Source organism: Streptomyces sp. NPDC048269, assembly GCF_040652395.1.
Taxonomy (GTDB): Bacteria; Actinomycetota; Actinomycetes; order Streptomycetales; family Streptomycetaceae; genus Streptomyces.
In genome coordinates this window covers 1-21,517 of the sequence record NZ_JBEZLW010000065.1, presented here as the reverse complement: position 1 = coordinate 21,517, position 21,517 = coordinate 1, and the positions used below count along the sequence as shown (strand labels likewise).

19 protein-coding genes and 4 pseudogenes are annotated in these 21,517 nt (G+C 68.3%); 15 read left to right on the top strand and 8 right to left on the bottom strand.

Annotated elements, in window-relative coordinates; translation table 11 throughout:
* Positions 1–553: 553 nt before the first annotated feature.
* Positions 554–1,499 (bottom strand): annotated as a pseudogene (locus tag AB0D48_RS34745) (LysR family transcriptional regulator).
* A gap of 88 nt (positions 1,500–1,587) precedes the next feature.
* On the opposite strand from AB0D48_RS34745, the gene AB0D48_RS34740 reads away from it, so the two are divergent.
* The 5 genes and pseudogenes from AB0D48_RS34740 (at position 1,588) to AB0D48_RS34720 (ending at position 5,350) form a co-directional block, all read left to right on the top strand.
* Positions 1,588–2,508 carry a zinc-binding dehydrogenase gene (locus tag AB0D48_RS34740; protein ID WP_362406426.1) on the top strand — a complete coding sequence of 307 codons (921 nt, stop codon included), beginning with the start codon at positions 1,588–1,590 and terminating at the stop codon, positions 2,506–2,508.
* Complete coding sequence (locus AB0D48_RS34735; protein ID WP_362406423.1) at positions 2,505–3,497, top strand: alpha/beta fold hydrolase; 993 nt, start codon at positions 2,505–2,507, stop codon at positions 3,495–3,497. The genes AB0D48_RS34740 and AB0D48_RS34735 overlap by 4 nt, the downstream gene beginning before the upstream one ends.
* Positions 3,494–4,240 carry an SDR family oxidoreductase gene (locus tag AB0D48_RS34730; RefSeq protein WP_362406420.1) on the top strand — a complete coding sequence of 249 codons (747 nt, stop codon included), beginning with the start codon at positions 3,494–3,496 and terminating at the stop codon, positions 4,238–4,240. The genes AB0D48_RS34735 and AB0D48_RS34730 overlap by 4 nt, the downstream gene beginning before the upstream one ends.
* A 146-nt stretch (positions 4,241–4,386) precedes the next feature.
* A pseudogene (locus AB0D48_RS34725) lies at positions 4,387–4,682 on the top strand (glycosyltransferase family 2 protein); the annotation flags it as partial.
* Positions 4,683–5,005: 323 nt separating this feature from the next.
* A complete protein-coding gene (locus AB0D48_RS34720) occupies positions 5,006–5,350 on the top strand; it encodes a hypothetical protein (protein ID WP_362406417.1) in 345 nt (114 codons plus the stop codon).
* Positions 5,351–6,037: 687 nt separating this feature from the next.
* Here AB0D48_RS34720 and AB0D48_RS34715 read toward each other — a convergent pair.
* From AB0D48_RS34715 to AB0D48_RS34705, 3 genes are all read right to left on the bottom strand, one after another.
* The gene (locus AB0D48_RS34715) at positions 6,038–9,886 is read right to left on the bottom strand and encodes a WD40 repeat domain-containing protein (RefSeq protein ID WP_362406414.1); all 3,849 of its coding nucleotides are present in this window, start codon (positions 9,884–9,886) and stop codon (positions 6,038–6,040) included.
* Positions 9,887–9,984: 98 nt separating this feature from the next.
* Positions 9,985–10,413, bottom strand: coding sequence for a hypothetical protein (locus tag AB0D48_RS34710; RefSeq protein WP_362406411.1), 429 nt, complete (start codon positions 10,411–10,413; stop codon positions 9,985–9,987).
* Between the two features lie 66 nt (positions 10,414–10,479).
* Positions 10,480–11,550: a PQQ-binding-like beta-propeller repeat protein gene (locus tag AB0D48_RS34705; RefSeq protein WP_362406408.1), complete on the bottom strand. Its 1,071-nt coding sequence runs from the start codon at positions 11,548–11,550 to the stop codon at positions 10,480–10,482.
* A gap of 1,218 nt (positions 11,551–12,768) precedes the next feature.
* On the opposite strand from AB0D48_RS34705, the pseudogene AB0D48_RS34700 reads away from it, so the two are divergent.
* Positions 12,769–13,008, top strand: a pseudogene (locus tag AB0D48_RS34700) (transposase); the annotation flags it as partial.
* A gap of 43 nt (positions 13,009–13,051) precedes the next feature.
* Here AB0D48_RS34700 and AB0D48_RS34695 read toward each other — a convergent pair.
* On the bottom strand, positions 13,052–13,423 hold the full coding sequence (locus tag AB0D48_RS34695) for a hypothetical protein (RefSeq protein ID WP_362406405.1): 372 nt from the start codon (positions 13,421–13,423) through the stop codon (positions 13,052–13,054).
* Positions 13,424–13,880: 457 nt separating this feature from the next.
* Between AB0D48_RS34695 and AB0D48_RS34690 the strand changes: the two genes are divergently transcribed.
* The 5 genes from AB0D48_RS34690 to AB0D48_RS34670 all read left to right on the top strand — a co-directional run bounded on the left by AB0D48_RS34690 (position 13,881) and on the right by AB0D48_RS34670 (position 17,073).
* A complete protein-coding gene (locus tag AB0D48_RS34690; RefSeq protein WP_362406402.1) occupies positions 13,881–14,540 on the top strand; it encodes a hypothetical protein in 660 nt (219 codons plus the stop codon).
* 21 nt (positions 14,541–14,561) lie between these two features.
* Positions 14,562–15,071: a hypothetical protein gene (locus AB0D48_RS34685; RefSeq protein ID WP_362406399.1), complete on the top strand. Its 510-nt coding sequence runs from the start codon at positions 14,562–14,564 to the stop codon at positions 15,069–15,071.
* Between the two features lie 381 nt (positions 15,072–15,452).
* Entirely contained in the window at positions 15,453–15,698 is a 246-nt protein-coding gene (locus AB0D48_RS34680; protein WP_362406396.1) for a hypothetical protein, read from the top strand.
* A 979-nt stretch (positions 15,699–16,677) separates the two neighbouring features.
* Positions 16,678–16,881, top strand: coding sequence for a hypothetical protein (locus tag AB0D48_RS34675; RefSeq protein WP_362406393.1), 204 nt, complete (start codon positions 16,678–16,680; stop codon positions 16,879–16,881).
* Between the two features lie 12 nt (positions 16,882–16,893).
* Complete coding sequence (locus AB0D48_RS34670; RefSeq protein WP_362406390.1) at positions 16,894–17,073, top strand: hypothetical protein; 180 nt, start codon at positions 16,894–16,896, stop codon at positions 17,071–17,073.
* A gap of 193 nt (positions 17,074–17,266) precedes the next feature.
* Here AB0D48_RS34670 and AB0D48_RS34665 read toward each other — a convergent pair.
* Positions 17,267–17,691 (bottom strand): annotated as a pseudogene (locus AB0D48_RS34665) (IS30 family transposase); the annotation flags it as partial.
* Positions 17,692–18,034: 343 nt separating this feature from the next.
* Between AB0D48_RS34665 and AB0D48_RS34660 the strand changes: the two are divergent.
* Positions 18,035–18,253 (top strand): hypothetical protein, encoded by a 219-nt coding sequence (locus tag AB0D48_RS34660; RefSeq protein WP_362406387.1) that lies wholly within the window; start codon positions 18,035–18,037, stop codon positions 18,251–18,253.
* Positions 18,254–18,439: 186 nt separating this feature from the next.
* Here AB0D48_RS34660 and AB0D48_RS34655 read toward each other — a convergent pair whose 3' ends face one another.
* Complete coding sequence (locus AB0D48_RS34655; protein WP_362406384.1) at positions 18,440–18,634, bottom strand: hypothetical protein; 195 nt, start codon at positions 18,632–18,634, stop codon at positions 18,440–18,442.
* Between the two features lie 417 nt (positions 18,635–19,051).
* On the opposite strand from AB0D48_RS34655, the gene AB0D48_RS34650 reads away from it, so the two are divergent.
* The gene (locus tag AB0D48_RS34650) at positions 19,052–19,576 is read left to right on the top strand and encodes a VOC family protein (protein WP_362406381.1); all 525 of its coding nucleotides are present in this window, start codon (positions 19,052–19,054) and stop codon (positions 19,574–19,576) included.
* A 111-nt stretch (positions 19,577–19,687) separates the two neighbouring features.
* Here AB0D48_RS34650 and AB0D48_RS34645 read toward each other — a convergent pair whose 3' ends face one another.
* On the bottom strand, positions 19,688–20,140 hold the full coding sequence (locus tag AB0D48_RS34645) for a hypothetical protein (RefSeq protein WP_362406378.1): 453 nt from the start codon (positions 20,138–20,140) through the stop codon (positions 19,688–19,690).
* Between the two features lie 189 nt (positions 20,141–20,329).
* Between AB0D48_RS34645 and AB0D48_RS34640 the strand changes: the two genes are divergently transcribed.
* Together AB0D48_RS34640 and AB0D48_RS34635 are read left to right on the top strand one after the other, a co-directional pair.
* Positions 20,330–21,127, top strand: coding sequence for a GNAT family N-acetyltransferase (locus AB0D48_RS34640; RefSeq protein ID WP_362406375.1), 798 nt, complete (start codon positions 20,330–20,332; stop codon positions 21,125–21,127).
* A gap of 43 nt (positions 21,128–21,170) precedes the next feature.
* Entirely contained in the window at positions 21,171–21,311 is a 141-nt protein-coding gene (locus AB0D48_RS34635) for a hypothetical protein (RefSeq protein ID WP_362406372.1), read from the top strand.
* The last annotated feature ends 206 nt before the right edge of the window (positions 21,312–21,517 follow it).

The window sequence follows — 21,517 nt, the reverse complement described above, 5'->3', positions numbered from 1 at the left end:
TCCGCCCGCCCGGCGGGCGGACACTGCCATCGGATGTGGTGGAGCGGCAGACCCGGGAGATGCGGGAGCTCAGCCGGCGCGCGTTCCCGTACTCGGACGTCGTCCCGCAGGACGCGCCGTCGCCGAGCGAGGACGCCCGCGCGCAGCGGCGCCTCCAGGCTGCCGGACACCGACCGGGTCTGCCACTTCGCCGCGGCCCGTCTCTTCCAGCACAGCATCCACGAGCTCGAACGGAACCACCTGGGTCAGCTCACCCAGATGCCCAGGGGCGAAAACGCCACCCTCGACCGAGAGAGAAAACGCCACCCTCGACCGAGAGAGCAGCATGGTAGGAGAGAGCAGACCGGTCATCCAACGAGGCCTCAACTTCTCGATCCGGAGAGAACACCCAGACCTACCCCCAGCATGCCGAACCCACGTCGCGGCACATGGACTTCGGGTGTACGCCCCTCCTTGACAGATGCCTGGTGGCCCTTGACTGCGCGCCATTGTGGGACCACCCATGAAACGCGGCGGTTCTTCGGCCGGTCTGGCGGTGCCTGCTTCGACGGGGTCATTCTGATCTGGGACCGGGACCGCTCGTGGGTGGTTCGGGCAGCCAGTCGCGGGTCGGGTCGTACTCCAGCCATCGGCTCTGTCCTGCTTCCTCCGCGCATGCGGTGACGAGGCCGTTCAGCCCTGGGTGCCCGTTGCCGGTGCGCCACAGCAGCGACCAGGCGTACAGCGGCGTGGGATCGACCAGGGGGACGGAGCGCACCCCGGGGACCTCTGGCAGCGGCACATCAGCGGGTACCAGCGAGAAGCGGCGTGGCTCCTCCGCTACCTCGGCGAGGAAGTGGGTGAGCCCCAGGTTGACGCTTGTGGCCGTCTTCTGGATGCCAAATCGGTTGGCGAACTGGTGGAGGAAGTCGAGCCGGTCCAGGGCGCTGGGCGCCCACAGCACGCTGTCGTGCAGCTGGTCCGGTCGCAGCGCTGGTTCGGCTGCGAGCGGGTGGCTCGCGCTCAGTACGGCGTCCACTGGTTCGAGGCGGACGAGACGATGTGCAAGGCCGGCGGGCAGCGGGGGGGTGGACGCGGCCGAAGGCCGCGTCGATGTCGCCGTGCAGCAGTGCCGTCGTCACCGACTGCAGATCGCGCCCGTGCCCCAACGTCAGTTCCCCGGCTGGTCCGGCGACCTGGGCCAGTGTCCGCATCGGCGCGTAGAGGTGCCCCCAGACGTCCACGCGCAGCGGACGGTCCGGGCCGACCGCCGCTGCGACGGCGGCGTCGGCGGAGGCCACGGTCTGCCGGGCCGGCGGGAGGAATCGCCGGCCGGCATCGGTGAGGCGTACGCCGTTGGCCCCGCGTTGGAACAGTTCCGTGCCGAGCAGAAATTCCAGCCGCGCGATCCTCTTGGACAGCGCCTGCTGGGAGATGCCGAGCGTCCCGGCCGCCCGCCCGAAGTGCAGTTCCTCGGCGGTGCGCACGAAGGCACGTACCTGCGCCACATCGAGATCCATGGCCTCACCATAGGTGACAACCAAACGTTGTCGGCTTTGCCTGTTCGTTGTTGGATCGAGGGGCAGCCGCGGGGGTTGCATCCTCTCCATGCAGAGACTGATTCCCACGGGGGACGCGGAGCGCCCGGTCGCCTTCGCCGAGGTCCCCCAGCCCGTGCCGGAGCCCGGTGAGGCACTCGTTAAGATCGAGGCGTTCGCGCCGAACCGGGGCGAGACCTTCCTTCTCGAACACCCCTGGCCGGAGCTGCTGCCCGGCAAAGACATCGCGGGGCTCGTCGTACAGGCGGCAGCCGACGGCTCCGGACCCGGCATCGGCACCCGTGTGGTCGGGCACCCGGCGCAGGGCGGCTGGGCCGAGTACGCCGCCGTGCCCACGCACTCGCTCGCGGTGCTGCCGGACGGCATCGACAGCGCCCGGGCGGCGGCCCTGCCCCTGGCAGGGATCACTGCCCTGCGGCTGCTGCGGACGGCGGGTTCCCTGGCCGGTCGAAGGGTGCTGCTGACCGGCGCCTCGGGTGGTGTCGGCCACTACGTCACCGAGTTGGCCGTCGGCGCGGGCGCCGAGCTGACCGCGGTGACGGCCACGCCGGAGCGCGGCGAGCGGCTCGTGGAGCTGGGCGCGAAGGTGGTGCACGAGGTCGCGGCGGCTCAGGGACCGTTTGATGTCGTGCTGGAGTCCACGGGTGGGCCGGATCTGCCGATCGCCGTGTCGAAGGTGCGCCCGGGCGGCATGCTCGTCTGGTTCGGCCAGGCGAGCCGCACTCCGGTGTCCCTCGACTTCTTCCAACTGCTCGGCGGACCCGAGCGCGTCACGATCCAGCACTTCCACTACGCCGGAGCCCCCTATGGCTCCGATCTCTCGACACTGGTGCGCCTGGTGGAACAGGGCAGGCTGCACCCGGAGACCGGCCGCATCGCCGACTGGGCCCGGACTGCCGACACCCTGGTCGACCTGCGGGAGCGCCGGATACGTGGCAAGGCCGTCCTGCTGATCGGGGGAACACGATGAACGCCACCGAGTTCGCCGCCGCCCAGTGGACACGCGCCCTCGGTGCGGGCGTGGACCCGCACGAGTACCGGCGCGTCACCGAGCGCCTCACCTCCGTCGCCCACTGGGGTCCGTCCTTCGTGCGTGTCGGACACGACTACCTCCAGCGGGCGCAGGACGCGAGATCATCCGTCTCGGCGGGGCAGTACCTGCTGACGGCAGCCCGGTGGTTCCACCTGGCCACCCTGGCGCCGTACGCGGAAGCACCTCGGGCCGCCCTCGAGGCGGATCACGCCTTGAGCAGAGCACTCACCGCCCTTGAGCCTGGTGCGCGGCGAGTGAGCGGCGAGGGATTCACCGGCTGGCTGCGTGGCCCCGCGGACACGGCGGAGACCGTGGTCGTCGTCCCGGGCCTGGACTCGGCCAAGGAGGAGTTCCTCGACTTGGTGTCCGCGCTGCTGGCCAGGGGTCTTGCCGTTTTCGCGATGGACGGCCCCGGACAGGGTGTACTCGCGGCCACCACGACCTTGGCGCCGGACTACGAGCGGGTCGTAGGCCGGGTCATCGACGCCCTTGGCGCCACACGCATTGGACTCGTCGGCCTGAGCCTGGGCGGCTATTTCGCGGCCCGCGCAGCGGCGCTGGAGCCGCGCGTGGCGGCCGTCGCCACCGTCAGCGGCCCCTTCCGCCTTGACTGGGAACAACTTCCCCCGCCAGTACGGGACATCATGGCCAGGCGGACCGGAGGAGCCGACGCCGCCCGCGAGTTCGCACGTCACGTGGATCTCACCGCCCTGGCTCCCCGCATCGCGGCACCGCTGCTGGTCGTGGACGGTGACCAGGACGTCATCCCCGGCGTGACGAACGGTGAACCCCTGGCCCGACTGGCACCGCTCGGCAGCTATCTGCCCGTCCCACACGGCGACCACCTCCTCGGCAATGCGCGGCCCGACTGGCTGCCCCACCTCAGCGACCACCTCGCGCAAACCCTGACGGGAACCCTGGCATGAACCGCTTCACCGACAAGACCATCCTCGTCACCGGCGGCACCAGCGGCATGGGCCTTGCGACCGCACACCGCCTCGTCACCGAAGGCGCCCACGTCATCGTCACCGGCCGTACCCGCGCACGGATCGACGCCGCCGTCGAGGAGCTCGGCCCGAGCGCCTCGGGGATCGTGGCCGATGCCGCCGACCTCGGCGCAGTGGACGCGCTGATGGAGACCGTCCAGGACCGTCACGGCCGGCTGGACGGCCTCTTCGCCAACGCCGGCACCGGAACATTCCTGCCGTTCGAGAACATCACCGAACCGGACTTCGACCACGGCATCGACGTCAACTTCAAGGGCGTGTTCTTCACCGTCCAAAAGGCACTGCCGCTGCTGGCGGACGGAGGCTCGATCGTCATCAACGCCTCCTGGACCCTCCACCGGGGCAACAGCGTCCTGACCCTCTACTCGGCGACCAAAGCCGCCGTGCACAACCTGGCCCGCACCCTTGCCGCCGGACTCGCCCCGCGCAGTATCCGCGTCAACTCCATCAGCCCCGGCTACATCGACACCCCGATGTACCCCGCCGACGCGCTGACCAAAGCCGAGGCAGAGGCCGTCACCAGCCAGATCGTCGCCGGTCGCTTCGGACGCCCGGAAGAGGTCGCCGCGGCTGTGGCGTTCCTCGCCTCGTCCGACGCGTCCTACATCAATGGTCAGGACCTTGTCATCGACGGCGGCCTGATGGGTGCCGTCCCTGCCTGATGGTCGCCGCCTCCCCAGTCCCCGACTCGGACGGGGATAGAGGCCGATCGCGGCTCTCAGGCCGTCTCGGCATCCGGTAGCGCGGTGGTGACTGTGCCAGATGTTGAGGGAGAGGTGGTCGATGCCGAGCTCGTTGAGTGCTGCCCGTGTCCGGTCCGCGTCTCGGTGTTGCCGTCATCACGAGGGGGACCCGTCCCGCCGAACTGCTCGCCCGGCTCGATTCCGTGCGAGTCCAGCACGGCGAGCCGGTCCGGATCGTCGTCGTCGGGAACGGGTGCCGGCTCGCCGGGCTCGGGCCGGACGTCGAGACGGTGGAGCTGCCGGAGAACCTCGGGGTGTCCGGCGGGCGGAACGTGGCCTGGGACACGCTGCGGGCGCACGGTGACGTCGATGTCGTCGTAATCTCGACGACGACGGACTGCTGCCCGATTCGGACACGTTCACCCTGGCTCCGGTCCCTGCCGCACTCGCCACCGCCAATTCATCGCGAGACCATCGGCTCCTACGTGAACCGCCTCGCCGACGCCAACCACCTCACCATCGGCTAACTCTCGACCCTGGTCTGCCCCTCGCGCCAACACCGCCGAGTCGACAACCGAGTCGGCTACTGGACCCCAGATGCACTGGGACGGTTCGCCGTGCTGACCGGCCGGAGCCCATCCTCCCGGATTTAGCTTCCGCTGCGTGAGATGAATGTCCCCGTGACCGAGAAGGGGCGGTGATCTCACTCCCCGCCTGTCAGTGTCGATCGTCATCATGGGAGACATGACCAACCCGAACCTGACCATCGGCAGTATCTGGCGGCTCCACCACGGTGACCAAGAGATTGCTCGGCTGACCCTGACCGGCGCCGATATGCCCTGGACTCACGCCGAAGTCGCGACACTTCCTGGTTTTGAAGAGTTCCGTCCCCTCTTCAGTGAGCAGGAGTGGGCTGTCGACGAGGAGGACTGGGAGCGGGCCGATGCCTGTTACACCCAGATACGCAGTGCACTCACCCTGACGTTTCCCGACGGCGGCCCGGTCGCCGAGTTCATGCTGCACATCCATGACGACGGCACCGCTGGCTGGCGCTGGCACGATGAGCCCTTCGACGCGGTGAACCCGTGACAACCTGGGTTCGCTGTTTCTGGACGAGGAAACCGTCTGGTTCTACTTCGAACTGGACAACGATGGCTATGTGATCCGGCAAGTCGGGTTGCAGGAGCCCGGAGGCAGGGTTCTGACCGCTGCCTCGCTGGCAGAGTGGCAAGAAGCCCAAAGAGACGGTCGGCCAGCTGAATACCGCAGCGTCCAGGGCCTGACCGCGGAACCACCCATCTCCGAGTGGGAAGGGCACGACCCGCAGCCGTTGTCGGCCGATGAGTTCGAGACGTTTGGTCGACCGCCCGCCGGGAACTTCAGGATCGTCAGCGGCGACCCTCTACCTGAGCACGTCCACTACTGCGGCTTCCGACCAGGAAACTGCCATCTTCAATGCGAAACCGGCTGTCAAGTGTCTCGCCATTCTGGCAAGGTCCGGCTCAGGCGGCATCACTCTCGCCATAATCCATGAGACGCGCCAACCGCACCGCCCCCGCGCCTTCGCGACGCCTCGCCACTGCCCCCAGCAAGTCGCGGTTGAACCTGTCAGAACCTGTCGCCCTGCAGGTCAACGTCCTCGCCCCTGAAAGATCTAATGAGACGGGACAGCCGCAGCTGATGGAGGCCGGGTTTTCTGCTCCCCGTTCTCGCTGCTCGGGGGAGGGCGGGCCGAGGGAGGAACGGGCGCCGAGGCCCTCCGGGCCGTCGAACAAGTCATCGGGAAGGTCTGGATGCCTGGGGTAGCGAACCGGTGCCGCCTGAGTCCGGGCACGGCGGGGCGTACGGGAGCTGGGGGATGAAGCGGCTCCACTGATGGGGGCCGAGAGCGCCTGTGCTGCCGGCACAGATGCGTCGGATCGCCTCGTCGACGGTCAGGCTCCACACGCCGACGACACCATCGTCGCTCGTGACAGCGAGGGTGTGCCCGTCCGGAGCGAAGGTCACGGCGTGGACGGGACCGGTGGTCAGGGGCAATGGCTGGCCGAGGGGAGAGGGGCGGTCCGGGTCGGTCATGTCCCACCGGCTCACGGTGCCGTTGCTGCTCAGGCCGCCGACCGCGAGGGTCCGCCCGTCGGGGCTGAACGCCACGGAGGTGATGGGGCCGGCCGCCACCGCCAAGGGCTTGCCCCGGGATGCGGGGTGGTGCGGGTCGGTCATGTTCCACAGGTTCACTGTGCCGGCGCTGTTGCCGACAGCCAGCGTGTGCCCATCGGGACTGAACTCCAGCGAGGCGGAGGTGCCGTCAGGCTGGCCGAGGGGTTGGCCGAGGCGGACGAGTCGGCTGTCGGACATCCGCCACACGCCAACCTTGCCGTTGCTCACGTCACCGCCGACGGCCACCGTCCGGCCGTCGGCGGCGAACGCCAAGGACCATACGGAGCGGGTGCCGTCGCCGACGCCGGATGCCATCGGCTGGGGCGCGCTCGGCTTGGTCACGTCCCACAGCTGGATGGTGCCGGAGGGATCGTCACCGGCCGCGGCGAGCGTGCGTCCGTCCGGGCTGAACGCCATCGCGTGGACTGGTCCGCGGGGTCCGGTCAGCGGCTGCCCGAGGGAGGCCGGGTGGCCGGGGTCGGCCGTGTTCCACAGGCTCACCGTGCCGTCCCGGCCGCCTACGGCGAGCGTGTGCCCGTCAGGGCCGAACCTCACCGAGAGGACCGGCCCGCCGGGTCCGGTGATTGGTGGTCCGAGTGGCGTCGGACGGTTGCGATCGGTGGTGTTCCACATGCTGACCGTTCCGTTCTGGTTGCCCGCGGCCAGGGTGCGCCCGTCCGCGGCGAACGCGACCGACGTGACGTTGCCACCGGCTCCGATCAGCACGGTCGCTGGCAGACTCCACAGGTCCACGGCGCCGTCGGCGTTGCCTGCGGCCAGCCTGCGTCCGTCGGGGCTGAACGCCACGGACATCACGCTGTTGCTGGGGCCGGCCAGTGGCAGACCGAGAGAGTATGGGCGCTGCGGCAGGGCCACGTTCCAGCGGTGGACGGTGTTGTCCGCGCTGCCCCCGGCGATGGTCTGTCCGTCGGGGCTGAATGCCACCGAGGTCACGCTGCTCGTGGGACCCGTCAGGGGTGGTCCGGGGGAGGACGGGTGCTGCGGATCTGCCAGGTTCCAGCGGTGGACGGTGTTGTCGGCGCTGCCCGCGGCGATGGTCTGTCCGTCGGGGCTGAACGCCACCGAGGTCACCTCGCTGCCGGAGCCTGTCAGCGGCTGGCCCAGTGAGGCGGGGGCCTCGGGCCGGGATACGTTCCACAGTCGGACACCGGCGGCGCCGCCGACGGCCAGGGTGCGCCCGTCCGGGGCGAACCCCACGGAGCTGATCTTGGCGGAGGCTCCTGGGACCTCCCCCAGCGGGGTGGCGGCAGCGGGGCGGGTCACGTTCCACAGGCTGATCTCGCCGAAGACCGCTGCCGCCAGGGTGTGCCCGTCGGGGCTGAACGCCACCGAGGTGACGGAGGTGAGATCGGTGCTCACCGGCCTGCCCAGCGCGGAGGGGTGTTCCGGGTCGGTCACGTTCCACAGATCGACGAAGCCGCCCCCGGCCCAGCTGTTTCTGGTGTGGTCACCGGTGTGCCCAGCCACGGCCAGCGTGCGTCCGTCCGGACTGAACGCCACCGACAGCACGGAGTCCACAGCGCTGTCCATGGGCAGCCGGGGAACCAGGGTACGTGGGCGGCCCGGGTCCCGAACGTCCCACAACCGCACGGTGTTCTCGTAGACGGTCCCGGTCGCCAGCGTGTTCCCGTCAGGGCTGTAGGCCACCGTGTGGAGCGATGCAGTAGTACCGGGAAGTCTAGTGGCCAGCGGTGTGTTCTGCGTGCTCAGCAGGCGTGAGGCCGCGTCGGCATCCGGCGCCATGCGGTAGGCGACGAGACTGAGCTGAGCCGCCAGGGAAGGATCGGCGGGCGCCAGCCGCAGGGCCTCGGCGGTGACCCGTGCGGTGATCGCCTGGTCGCGTTCGCGCAGGGCCTCCGTGGCGGAGGCCCGGGCGCGGGCGTCCTGCCTGAGCGCGAAGCCGGCCGCCACCGACGCGAGGAGTGTCAGGGTCGTCAGAACGGTCCACGTGGTGCGGCGCCGTACGCGGCGCCGCCGTTCCCGCTGACCGGAGGCGCCGAGGAACGCCCTCATGCCGTCGGTGACCTCGTTCTCACGGCCCGAGGCCCAGTTCCGGGCCGCCTCCAGGCGGTTGCCGCGGTGCAACAGGCCGGGATCCCGGTTGGCCCGGGTCCAGGCGCTCGCGGCCTCCTCCAGGTCTTGGCGGACCAGGTGGCCGGCCCGGTCCTGTTCGATCCATCCGCGCAGCCGTGGCCAGGCGCGCATCAGTGCCTCATGGGTGATGGCCACGGAGTCCCGGTCGAGGGTGAGGAGCCTGCCCCTGGTGAACTCGCTGATGACCTGCGCGGCCAGGTCGGGTCTGGCCGAGGCGCGGAGCAGCTCGTCGTACGGAATGTGGCGGCGTGCGTCGTCGGCATCGCGGCCCACGACGACCAGCCGCATGAACACCGACCGGGCCACCTCCGGAACATCATGAACTGTGGGTGGCAGCTTCCCGAAGATCCCTTCGGCCGTGTTGGCGATGGCTTGGTGGATCCCGCCGGTGGTGCGGTACCCGTCCACGGTCAGGAGATTGTTGCTGCGCGTGCCGTGCGTGGCCCGCAGGGCATGCGCGAGTAACGGCAGCCTCCCCGCGTACGTTCCCGTGGCCCGTTCTCCGTCCGGCCCGGCGGCCGGCCCCACGGAGCCCAGATCGGCGAGCAGCAGCTCGACCAGACCGTCCTCGATCTCCAGCCCCACGTCTCGGGCGGGAGCAAGAATCGCCTGCCTGAGCTCGGCCTCGGTCATTGGGTCCAGCAGCACCGGCTCGGCTCGGAGGGCTTCGCGCAGTTGTGGACGGTCCACGCAGGCCGTGTAGAAGTCCGCCCGGACTCCCAGCACCACGAGGACCGAGGGTGCCTGCGCCCGGGGGCTCGGCGGCCTTGCCAGCCGGTCCAGCAGGTCAACAAACCACTCCCGCTCGGACTCCTCGGTGCAGAGGGTGAAGACCTCCTCGAACTGGTCGACCACCACGACCAGGCCCGGCGGCCGGTGTCCGCCGTCTTCCGCTCTGTCGCCCTTGCCGACCGCCAGCCGGTGCAGGTCAGTGAGGCACTGCCCGGGATCAGCGCGCCAGGCTGCCGCTGTCTCCGGCACATTCACGAAACCGGCGGTCTCGGCCAGGGCCACGGCGGGATGCTCCGTGGGCGTCAGGAGGAGCCGGGGCCAGTGGCGAGAGCCCTCGGCCTGCACTCTGCCCTGCTTCAGGGCGGGTAGCACTCCGGCCGCCAGCAGCGAAGACTTGCCCGCCCCCGAAGGGCCGATCAGCACCAGGGGGCCACCGTTGCGTACACGGGCGTCCAGCCGCTGGCACACGAGGTGGACCACCTCGTCCCGTCCGTGGAACCACCGTTCCTGCCCCGCCTCGAACGGCTGCAGGCCTGGATACGGACACGCTATGTCGTCTCCCGGGCCGACCGTGCGACGGATCCCGTCCGGATGGCGGATCGTGATGTTGCCGCCGGCCATATACGCGTCGCCGTGGTGGACATGGGCTTCCTGATGTACCGACGGAAGAGCCGGATTGGGTCGTGAAGCGTCGTTTTCGGGGGCGGTGCCCTCCCCCGTCATTCCCGGTCCTTGGTGATCGAGATGTCGCGCCCGGCCAGGTAGGCGTCTCCATCGGTGACGTGCGCCTCCTGGTGCAAGGAGCCGACCGTCTGGCCTTCCGCTGTGCCGGCATCACGGAGGAGTTCACCGACCAGCTCGCGCAACTCGTCGATGAGGTCGGGGTGTGTGGCCAGTAGCCGGGCGAGCCGGGCCTGCCACTCGGCCACCAATAGCGTCCGGATCTCCGGGCCGCCGTCCGAGGCCTCGTCCTGGAGCAGTTCGGCGCGGGCCTCGGTGAGTTCGGCCTCCACCCGCCCCGGGTGCCCTCGTCGCCACAGCGACGCCATGGCGGCCCTGGCCGCGGTCCAGCCGTCCGTGGCCAGTAGGTCGATCAACCGTGCGGCGGCGGCGGATGCCAGCACGGTCACGTCTAGGCTCGGCTCCATGTTCTTCCCCCTACGGTTCGATCTCTTAAGTTTCCTGCCGTTGCGGGTACGAGGTCTCGAGTCCGGCTACCCGTGGGCGGAGATCGCGGTCACGGTCAGGTTCGACGAGATCCAGACCCGGTCGCCGCCGACGGTCCACGTGAACCCGGTGTCCGGCTGTCCGGGATCGGTGTACTTCCACCGGGCCTTGCCCGTCGCCGCGTCGATTGCCCACAAGGTCTTGGTGGAGTCGGTGGCGAAGACGGTATCGGCTGAGCACCACGCGCCCGGGCCGCCCAGTCCCAGGCCGCTGCTGGCCGTGAACACGACGTGCTCCGGGAGTACCGCCATCCATTTCACGCTGCCGTCCGCGGCGTTCAGGGCGACGAGGTCCTGTCCTACAGGGATGTAAACCGTCTTGCCGTCCGTACTGGGGATCGGAGTACCGAACCGGACATCGGGCTGGTCCGGCCCCGCCGCCAAGCGCCACTTCTCCTCGCCGGTGGCCTGGTCGACGGCGAGGATCTTCTCTCGTCCGAAGATGAACAGCCCGTCGGCGTAGCTGGTCAGCGGCCAGCCCGCCTGGCCGTAGCGGGCGAGGGGGACAGGCTTCTTCCATCCCCGGGTCCCCTTTCCGGCGGGGTCGATCATCAGGACCTGGCTGGTCTTCTCCTGCGCCTTCCCGGAACCGGCCAGCAGATAGCGGCCCGACGGGGGAACGAGCACGTTGTTGATGTCGCTGCCCTTGGTCTGCCACTGCTCCTTCCCAGTGGCGATGTCGAAGGCCCGGATATAGCCGATCATGTCGGACTCCAGCGAGCCCGTGTAACTCCCGCCCACGTAGACGTTGCCTCCACCGACACCCACATAAGCGGGAACATTGCGGATGTCGCCCTCGGAGTCCTCCACAGACACGACCCATTTGGCCTTCCCCGTGGCGGCGTCGACCGCCCCCAGCGAGCGCACGCTTCCCTTCTGCGTCAGGCCCGAGATGTAGAACACGCCGTCGGCGAACGCCGTGAGGGAGCGGAAGCCCAAACTCATGTTGCCGACCTTCAGCGGGGTGAACACCGGCTTGCCGGCTGAGTCCAGGAAGCTCGTCGACTGCTCGGTGACGAGTGCGACCACCTTGTCGGAGGCCACCAGCGCCGTGGGCACCGAGTCCACGGTGACCGACCACGCCGGGGTCGCGTCCGGGGCGGAGAGAGGAAGCGGGGGCGGTTCCGACGAAGATGGCGACCCAGAGCCCTGGGGCGGGCTGGCGGAAGGGATGGCGGAGGAGCTGGAGGAAGGCAGGGGCGCCGGCAACGGCTCGGGGGACGATCCGCCGGACCGGGCGACCGCGACGGCGACACCGCCGAGGACGAGGGCACCGCCCGCCAGACCGACGAGCACGTTCCTCCGGCTGATCCCGGCTCCCTCCACAGGCAAAGAGGGCACCGCTGGGGGATGGCTCGGCCTGGGGGGCACAGCGGAGGGTGCTGTGCCCCCGCGGACGGCCGCCGCCACCTCATCCATGAGCGCCGGCGGCAACCAGTCGCCGGCAGGCAGCGGAGCTCCGGTACGGGCCAGTTGATCAATCAACTCTGCGACCTGCGGTCGGGCTTGAGGGTCAACGGCCAGACAGCGACCAACGAGGGCCCGAAGCGACGCCGGCACGGCCGAGACCCCGTCATCGGCGGCACCCGGCCCAGATGGCTCCCGCCCGGACGCCGCGAACACCAGTGCCGCACCGAAGGAGGAAACGTCGTCGGCCGGGGTCGCCTGCCGGGGAATCACCCAGGCAATCATGCACGGCCCCTCCTGCGCCAAAAGCACGTTGTCCGGCCGGAGGGCGCCGTGCGCCAGACCCACAGCGTGAACGGTAGCCAGTGCTTCCGCGATCCCCGCAGCCAGCACGCGTAGGGCCTGTTCAGGTAAGGGGCCGTGCGACACGACGGCCTGGCTGAGTGTCAGTCCAGCGGGTAGCGAGGTGGCCACCCATGGCGCGGACCCCTCCGGGTCGGCGTCCACCACTTGGGCGACATGACCCCCTGCCACCGTGCGCGCGGCCGTTACCGCGGCCCCGAACCGAGCCCGGAAGTCGGGATCACCGGCCAGGTCCGCGTGCACCACCTCGACCGCAACGGTCGCCCCCGCTGGCGACCGCCCTACGTACACCGAACCCGTCCCGTCCCTCCCGAGGCTGCCAAGCAACACATATGACCCGACCCGCTCCGGATCCCCCGCGCCTAGACGTTCCAACGCCCTGCCCCCCGATCGGTCACACAAGGCAGCGAATTTTGCCATTTGCCGACCGCTGCGTCGACTGCCATTCAAGCCACAGATGCCCCAACTCGACACTCTGGTAGACGGGTTCAGTCGAGGATGACCAACCGGGAAGGACACCGACTCGACGACTGGATCGCCGCAGCCACGGCAGACCAACTGCCCGACCTCTGTTCCTTCGCCCGCGGCCTGCGACACGACCACGCGGCAGTCTCCGCCGGGCTCACGTTGTCCCACAGTTCCGGCGCAGTGGAGGGCACCGTCAACAAGATCAAGATGCTGAAACGGCAGATGTTCGGCCGAGCGAACTTCGACTTTCTGCCAATCCGGGTCCTCCACGCCCTTTGATCTACGGACCGTCGCGAGGCCATCAGCGCCGGACACGACCTCGTCAGGTGGCCGGACGCCAGCCGGTGCCCAGGAGGCGTGAGACGAAGGAGTCGAGGAGGTTGCCGAACTCCTCCGGGGTGGTGATCTGCGGGCATTCAGTGGTGACTTCGTTGTCGGTCAGTGCGTCGAGGTCTGCCCAGCCGCCGCGGTACAGGACGAGGTGCACCTCGGTCCAACCGTCGGTGCCCAGGATGCGTACGCCGATCGAATCCGGGTCGGTGACGAGGGCCCGGTCGGTCTCCAACCGCTGAGGCCAGGGAGCGGCCTCGTCCCGCCAGGTGATCGGTCTGGGGCTCAATTCGGACGCAGTCCAGGCAGGAAGGCGTGCGGTGATCTCGGCGGCAGCTTGGTCGAGGTCGATGACGTGGTCCATGGAGCGATCTTCGCGTGGTGGAGCTCAACCACGAAGTGCTGGCTGTGTTCTCGTGACGGTCGACACGGGTGAGGCACACACGGATAACGGCCACAAGATCAGTGCCAGAGCCCGACATTGTCAGTGCTCGGCGACATCCGAAGCGTCAGTGCGGACCGCGTTGCTGCGCGAGGGCCCCGAGGACCCGGGTGGGGCCATCGCGCATAGAGGGCTACTGACCCAGGCCGGCGCTGAAGAGCCCGACGTGCGTTCCGGTACGGATGACGCTCGGGACGGCGACGCACGCGGCGCCGTTTGATAGACCCGGCCGTCGGCGACATTAGGCGGGACACGGGAAAGGGCTGTCGGATAGGGCTGGATCGGCTAACGGCACGCTCGTGTGTGGGTGAGGTTGCGGCTGGCACGCATCGCAGCGGACAGCATGGCTACTGTCCGCAGGGGCTCGAGGAGCATTGCAATGAACAGTGAACGAAGCGCTCACCGTGGCCGCTTTGAGGTTGCTCATCTGTGGATCACGACTGCTACCGGTCTTGTGGCACTGGGTATCTCGCTCTACAACTTCGCCACGCTCCAGCGGGTGCCGGAAGTCGACGTCCAGCTTCCCCACCTGGTACGGATCGAACCCCGGGCGCCCGGCCACACTGTCCACCTCTTCCTGCAGCCTACGATCTCGACCCGGATCCGCACCGAGGACGTCGAGGTCATCACTGACGCGGGCCTGAAGCTGAATCCCGCTGACGCAGGTGTCAGAGTTCCCTCGTTCTACTGGAACGAGTCCGGTGACTGGGTGTACGACTTCGAAGCGAACCAGGTCAACTACCGCAGAGTCGCCGACCCCACGCCGTTGGTGGTCAGCCAGGACAAGCCTCAGCAGCCGACGATCTTGTTCCACGCCAACGATTGGGCGTTCGGGAAGGGCCGCTACGAGGGATCCCTCATCCTGCACCGAGCCAGCAGCCGGGAGCCGATCACGAAGGCGTTCTGCATCGAGGTGTCCGACGACGCGCTGAAGGCCTTCTCCGGGGCTCCGGAGCGCACGTTCTTCGAGTTGCGTAACGACGTTCCCGAGCTGGAATCGAAGGCCGCAGGTTCCAGCTGCTACCACTTCCAGGTGTGACCAGGATGGATTTCCCGACAGATGGAACGAGCGCTGCCATACCCACGCCAGGCGCTGACCGCACATTCAGCACGGAGCGTACGAGCCTCCGGTAGCGCTATCCGCACGCAGCGATCGGCGGTGGTTGATGGACAGGGCCGTCACCTGGCCGTGCTCGTCGAATTCGTTCGGCTGCCGTTAGGTCGTGTCCGATGGGTCGTGGAATCGCGTGGGCTCAACAAAGCAGTGCGGCTGAAGGCTGTTCGGGAGGTCCAGCGGATGAACGTCTGCCTCGGGGTACACGAGTGCGACCCGTGTCCTGAGGATGAGGCTCCGGAAGGGAACGGGGAGGTGCGGATTCCGGGCGGGCCCGGCATCGCTTATGCCGCTCCGTTCCTGATCGCGCACTACGTCACCGCCCACGGCTACCGACCGCCGCAGGCCTTCATGGATGCCGTTCTCGCTGTCGATCTCGACGCGTGGGCCTCCACACGGTGGCCCGACGTCCCCTTTCCCTGGGTTCCGGATGACGCGGAACGCATGCTGGAGTAGAGGCGAGCGAGGCTCACGTGCGCAGCCAGAGCCGGATCGAGGCGACGGTGACCGTCCCGTGAAAGACGTAGGCCCGCTTGATGCCCCTATGGGTGTCAAGCTGCCAGGAGGTGGGTGTGTGGGCCTGCGCTGGCAAGGGTGATCAGCCGGTGGATCTCGCGTGCGACGTAGCGTTTGAGGCAGCGGAGTGCTTCGCGTTGGGTCTTGCCTTCGGAGACGCGCCTGTCGACGTAGCCGCGAGTGCGGGTGTCCCAGCGGAGACGGGCCACGCACGACGGTATAGAGGCGGAGTTGGCGCCGTTCCGGGTTGTCGCCCGCTGCGATCAGAAGGGTCGCGGCGGTGTCCGGGCCGACGCCGTAGCACCCCAGGAGCTGCGGGTTGTGCTGCGTGATGACGTCTCTGATCCGCGTGGTGAAGTCTTCGATCTCCTCGGTGAGGTGCTGAATCCGCCGGGCCAGAAGCTTGAGCGTGCGGGCGGCGGCGCCGTCCGTTCCGGGGGAGCGGGGGCCGAGCCGTCGAGCCCGGCGCAGGCGCGTATCAGTTTCGGGTTGCTCAGGCAGGCCAGTGACTCGCGGAGCTCGGGATCGGTGGCCACGAGAACGGCCTTGAGCTGGTTGATCGCCTGAGCCCGGGACTTGATCGCGGAGGCCTTGGCCATCTTGAACAGCCCGAGCATCTCCACGGGCCCGTCACCGGCCTTCGCGGTCGCCCTGCCGGTGATCACTGCGCGGGCTGCGGCCTCAGCGTCGATGATGTCGCTCTTGCCGCGGCGCCGACGAGTGGCCTTCTCGGGCTGATAGACCTTGAAGACAGTGACGCCCTGACTGCGGAGATACCGGCTGAGCGCGGCGCCGTATGGCCCGTGCACTCCACCCCGGCGTGGCTGAGGTGCCCCAATGTTTGGGCCCAGTCCAGTAAATGTGGGTCGGTGTCGGCGGCGCAAAGGCGGGAGGAGGCCGGGCAGCGGGAGCAGCGGCGGTTACGCACGTGGTGAGCAGGCTGCCCGTGGGCTCGTCCGAAGAGGCGTAGGAGCGCAGACCGCGCCGGTCGCGGCATCGACGGTGGTGCTCTGGCCGGTGAGGCGGACAGGTTCGGTGCAGCCGCCGAGACGTTCGATCTGCTGCTGTATCCGGTCGAAGTCGGGGGTCGGCGAGGGATGTGCGATACGGGGTGCGTCGTAGCGGCGTCGAGCACGACCAATACATCCGGGTCGCTCTCCGCCACTGATTCAGCCTCCGCGGCGAGTTGCCGGGTGCCGTGGAGGCTGATTCCCGATGGAGTGGCGAGAATTAACCCGTCGAGCTGTACGAGGTTCGCAGTGGATCAAGCTCAGAGTTTCCTCAAATGGGTTCCTCGGTGGCGTAATTGCCGACTACATTCATCTCGATCGAAGGCGCGGGTCCTGGCCAGGCCCGCGTCGAATAATTGATGGATCGGGGAAATTGAACAACGAAGAACACTACTTCGGGCATCCTGTCGATGGTCCTGGCCAGCAGCGTCATCATGGCGGGCGGGGTCGGCGTGGCATACGCCGACTCAGGTCCGCGGCCCGTGGTTCAGTCCGCTCGGGTGAACCCGCTCGAAGAAGCCCGCTCCATCTGCATCATGTCCAAGAGTAAGCGGGACTGCGAGTACCTGATGACGCACACCAAGATGAACCAGATGGTGAGGGAATGCCTGATCAAGGGTGCCATCGGTGGTGCGGGTGCCCTGATTGTCGGGCGCTTCGTGAGCAAGGACGTAGCGAAGGACATAGCTGCGAAAACCGTCGTCGCAGGGGCCACTGGCTGCCTCTCGGCTCTCGCCTAAGGTAGGACGGCCATGGCCAAGATTGCATTCACTCTCGTCTGGGGCGTCGTGCTCGTCATGACCAACCGGGCTCTCCAGGACGCCACCTGGGCGCAGTACCTGGCGACATTTTTCCTCGGCGGAATCTATGCCCTGGCGCTCACCAAGGTGAGAATCCTCCGAGGGGGAAACATTTCTGAGGAGTCGAAGTGACTGTTGTTTGGTCGACCGGACCGCTACTGCTTATAAGCATGCAACTGTGAATCCTCGACTTTGCGTCCCAGGCTGCCGATGGCCTGGTCGGCAGTGCCGCTCTCGCTATTCGATGGCCGAGGATTCACATCGTCAGCATGCCGAAGCCCCCGCCGTGCAACGGCGAATTCCAAGGGTCGTAGCAAAACAGTGATCAACTGGCTGTCGCCAGGAGCTTAGCGAGACGCTCGGCTGGGGTTTCCCAGTCGGGCGTTTTGCGTGGCCGGCTGTTGAGCTCGGCGGCGACGGCGTCCAGGTCGTCCCGGCTGTAGCGGGACAGGTCGGTGCCCTTCGAGAAGTACTGCCGGAGCAGGCCGTTGGTGTTCTCCTTCGAACCGCGCTGCCAGGGACTGCCCGGATCGCAGAAGAAGACCGGCATGTCCGTGGCGGTGCTGCACTCCTTGTGCAGATGCATCTCAGAGCCCTGGTCCCAGGTGAGAGGCGTCTGAGTTGGGCCGGCAGGGTTGAGACGGACTGGATGAGCGCAGCGCGCATCTGGGCGGGCTGGCGGCCGTCGGGCAGGTGGACGAGGGCGACGAAGCGGCTGGAACGCTCGTCCAGCGTGCCGATCGCGGACTTGTGGGCCCCTGAGCTGTGCCGCAGAGGCAGTGGCACTGCCACCGGGCGGTATGTGCGAAGGTCGTGTACTGACATGGAAGCGGTGCATCGCAGGCAGGCGGTTGGCGACCCGTGTCAGGCGTTACTGAGCATCCGGCCGCCGCGTTCTGAGTACCTGCACTCATCCCCCCGGTGTCGCCGGCCTTGCAGACTTGGTGCGTCACCACAGGTCAGCGCCAGGGAGTCCGACATGTTCGCAGTATCCGCACGTCAGAGGACGGCTGTGCCGAACCGCGCCCTCGTGGTGGCCGCAGCGGTCCTTTGGGCCGTTACCGGGTCGGCAGTGGGGTTGATCCTTTTCGTCGTGGCTGTGCTCAGCCTGTTGGGCGCGGCGACGGGTGGGGACATGACGGAAGTGATGCTCTGGCCGGTGTACATCGTCGGTGGCGCGGGCACGGTCTTCACCCTGCTCTACTTCGCTCCTGGCATCCGGCGTCTGTCGCGCGAGGCCCGCTTCACTCTCCTGGGCGCCCTGGCCTGCCCCGCGCCGCTGGCCGTGGTCATCTACGTCATGACCCGCTGAGCGTGCCCCCGTCGGTGGAGGCAGGGGGTACGGGGATTGCCGACGAACCCGGGGAGGTGGGCGGGAGGGTGTCGGAGGTGCCCTTTGGGAAGCCTTCCCGGCTCGGGCCCGGGGGAGGGCCCGTGCCGGGGTAGAGGCTCTGGTAAGCCCCGGGGCGGGGGTGGGTTTCGGTGCCGGTGGGGATCGCTATTCCCACGCGTTGGTGATCTTGATGTTGGCGCCGTCGATGCGGCCGATGGCTGCTCGGATGATGTGGTGGGGGTACTGGCCGAGGAGGGTGGTGATGGCGTCTTCGGGTACGGAGCCGTCCGGGCTGGTGTGGATGAGGTCGCTGATCTCGCGGGCGGCGCGGGCGACCTGCCCGGCGTCGGACTTGGGCATGAGTTCCCTCTCCGGTGCTTCCGGGGGGCGTGCTGCGCAGGTGCAAGGGCCGGCTGTTCCTGGTCAAGGTGAGGGCTCCGGGGGCATGGGGGCGTCCCGGGGCCCTCGCCCTGTGCACTTCACTTGACCACCTGGTCCACGGGGGCCGCGGTGCCTGTCACGCCCAGCCGTTTCCCCTGATGGTGCTTATCGGCCGGGTCACCTTTCCCGTCCCGCGCGCATCCGAACGAGCCCGGACCGTAGTGCTGGTGACGACTGAGCCCTTTTCATCCTCAGCACGAGGTTCTGGAGGGAGGACGGCTATGACCAGGGCGCTGACGGGGGTGGCGCTGATTCCGGGCTCATCTAGGAACAAAACTGTCCTAGTTGATCCGTAATGTCGTCACGTCACGAAGACCACAGGAAGGGACGACACCGATGAGTCAGACTGCACCCGAGGGCTACACCAGCGTTGCACCGTGGGTGGTCACCGACGACACCGGCGCACTGCTCGACTTCATCACCCTCGCTTTCGACGGCGAAGAGATTGCACGGGTGCCGGTCGAGGACGGCAGCATCGGTCACGGCGAGATCCGAGTCGGCGACACGGTCGTGCTGGCCTTCGACCGACGGCCTGACTGGCCGGTGATGCCCTCCCTGTTGCGGGTCTATGTCCCGGACGCGGACGCCGCCATGGCTGCTGCTGTTGCGCACGGGGCACAAGTGATCACCGAGGCCGCCGACAGTGCGTGGGGGGATCGGGGCGGCAGGGTGCGGGACCCGTTCGGCAACATCTGGTGGGTGATGAGCCGGGTCGAGCACATCGCACCGGACCTGGCCTGGCAGCGAATGTCCGAGCCGAAGTACGCCGAGGCGATGCGCACGGCCCAGGAGACCCTGGACGCCTCGCTCAGCGGCCGGGAGGCAGGGGTGTCCAGCACCCCGCAGCGCCCAACCCAATGAGTTCAACTTCCGACCTGATCGCAGACGAGGGAGTTGAAGAAGGATCCCCTCGTCCCACACCGGGATCATCACGATGCGGGGCGAGGGGCGGAGCCGACTGTCAGAACAGGTCTAGGGGGCGGTGGCGTAGCCGGCGTCGATGGGTTCGAGGGTGACGACGTCGTCTTCGCGTCCGGCGAAGAGGTCGTTCCACTCGGCGGGCGGGGCGTCTGGTGCCGTGTGGGGCGCGGTGGGAGCAGGGGTGGTCGCCTCTTCTTTCTCTGGTGCCCGGGGCCGGGATCCGGCGGGTCCTCGCAGGATGACGGGTGTGGGGCGGTGGGCGCCGGGCGCTGGCTGGCGTTGGAGTACGCCGTGGGGCGGGACGACGGCGATCCGGTGCTGTGGCGCGCGGATGGGTTCCACGGGCGGGTTCCCGGCGAGGAGCAGGGACAGCAGCACCGTGGTGGACTGGTCGGCGAGGATCTTCGCTGCCTTGTCCAGGCGGTGCAGCTGGTCCGCGGGCAGGGACAGCAGCAAGTAGTCGATCTGCAGGGCCAGCTCGACGAACGAACGGAAGACCTGCAAGCAGCACGGGCAGCCAATCGCGAACTCACCCGAGCACTGATCCGACCCGGGTGATCGGTGTCGGCGCCCTGCGCTCACGGGCGGGGCAAACGGGCCTGGTCACCGGCCTCCGCTGTCGGCGGATCCTTCACATCGCCATGCGGTGCTGCTCGTGGTGTGATCAAACGGGGGTCCGAGAAGGAGAGAGCGATGACCTCACCGGCAGCGGAGCGGAGGACCGTCGCGGGCCTGGTGTCAGTCCGCCCGTTGGCCGAGGCGGACCTGGATCAGGCAGATGAGATCTTCCGGGTCGCCTTCGGGACGTTCCTCGGGGTCCCCGAGCCGAAGACGTTCTTCGAGACCGCCGATTACGTCCGCACACGCTGGGCGGCCGATCCGCAAGCGGCCTTCGCAGCGACGATCGAGGGTGAACTGGCCGGATCGAACTACGCTGCCAACTGGGGCAGCGTCGGGTACTTCGGACCGTTGACCGTGCGTCCGGACCTGTGGGACCAGGGCGTCGGCAAGCGCCTCATGGATCCGGTCATGGACTGCTTCGACACCTGGGGGAACCGCCACCTGGGCCTGTTCACCTTCTCGCACAGTCCCAAGCACCTTGAGCTCTACCGCAAGTACGGTTTCTGGCCCCGATTCCTCACGGCTGTAATGAAGAAGCAAGTCGCGGGCAGCTCCGCGGTCCCCGGCCGGGTGATGTACAGCGAGCTGCCTGCCGCCGAGCAGCCCGCCTGCCTCAGTGCCTGTCGCGCACTGACCGGGGCCGTGTACGAGGGCCTGGACCTGGAACGGGAGATCGTCGCCGTGCACACGCAGGGACTCGGTGACACCATCCTGCTCCAGGGCGGCGGCTCCGAGCTCGATGGCCTGGCCGTCTGCCTCTGCGGAGCCGGGTCGGAGGCCGGCGAGGACGTGTGCTTCGTCAAATTCGGAACCGTACGCCCTGGACCCGGAGGCCGCCGACCGCTTCGAGCGACTGCTCGACGCATGTGAGCAACTGGCGGCCGAGCGCGGGCTGAGTCAGCTGGACGCCGGGATGAACCTGGGACGCCCGGATGCCTATGGGCGCATGATCGACCGCGGTTTCCGCACTGGGTTGCAGGGCGTGACGATGCACCGCCCCAACGAGCCCGGTTACAGCCACCCCGACGCCTATGTGATCGACGACTGGCGCTGAGACCACCCGTCTGGCCACCAGGCTTCACCTCCTGGTGGACTGCGCCGTCGCCTCGCCCGACCGGCCGGAGCCTCGCGGTGTCGCCGAGTGTCGCGGCGTCTGACCTCGGCTTAGACATCGTTTCTTATGGCGTGATCGTTCGTTGAACCGTGCATGACGGATTTGGTTGAGCGGCTGGTGCCGGATGAGTTGTGGGTGTTGTTCCG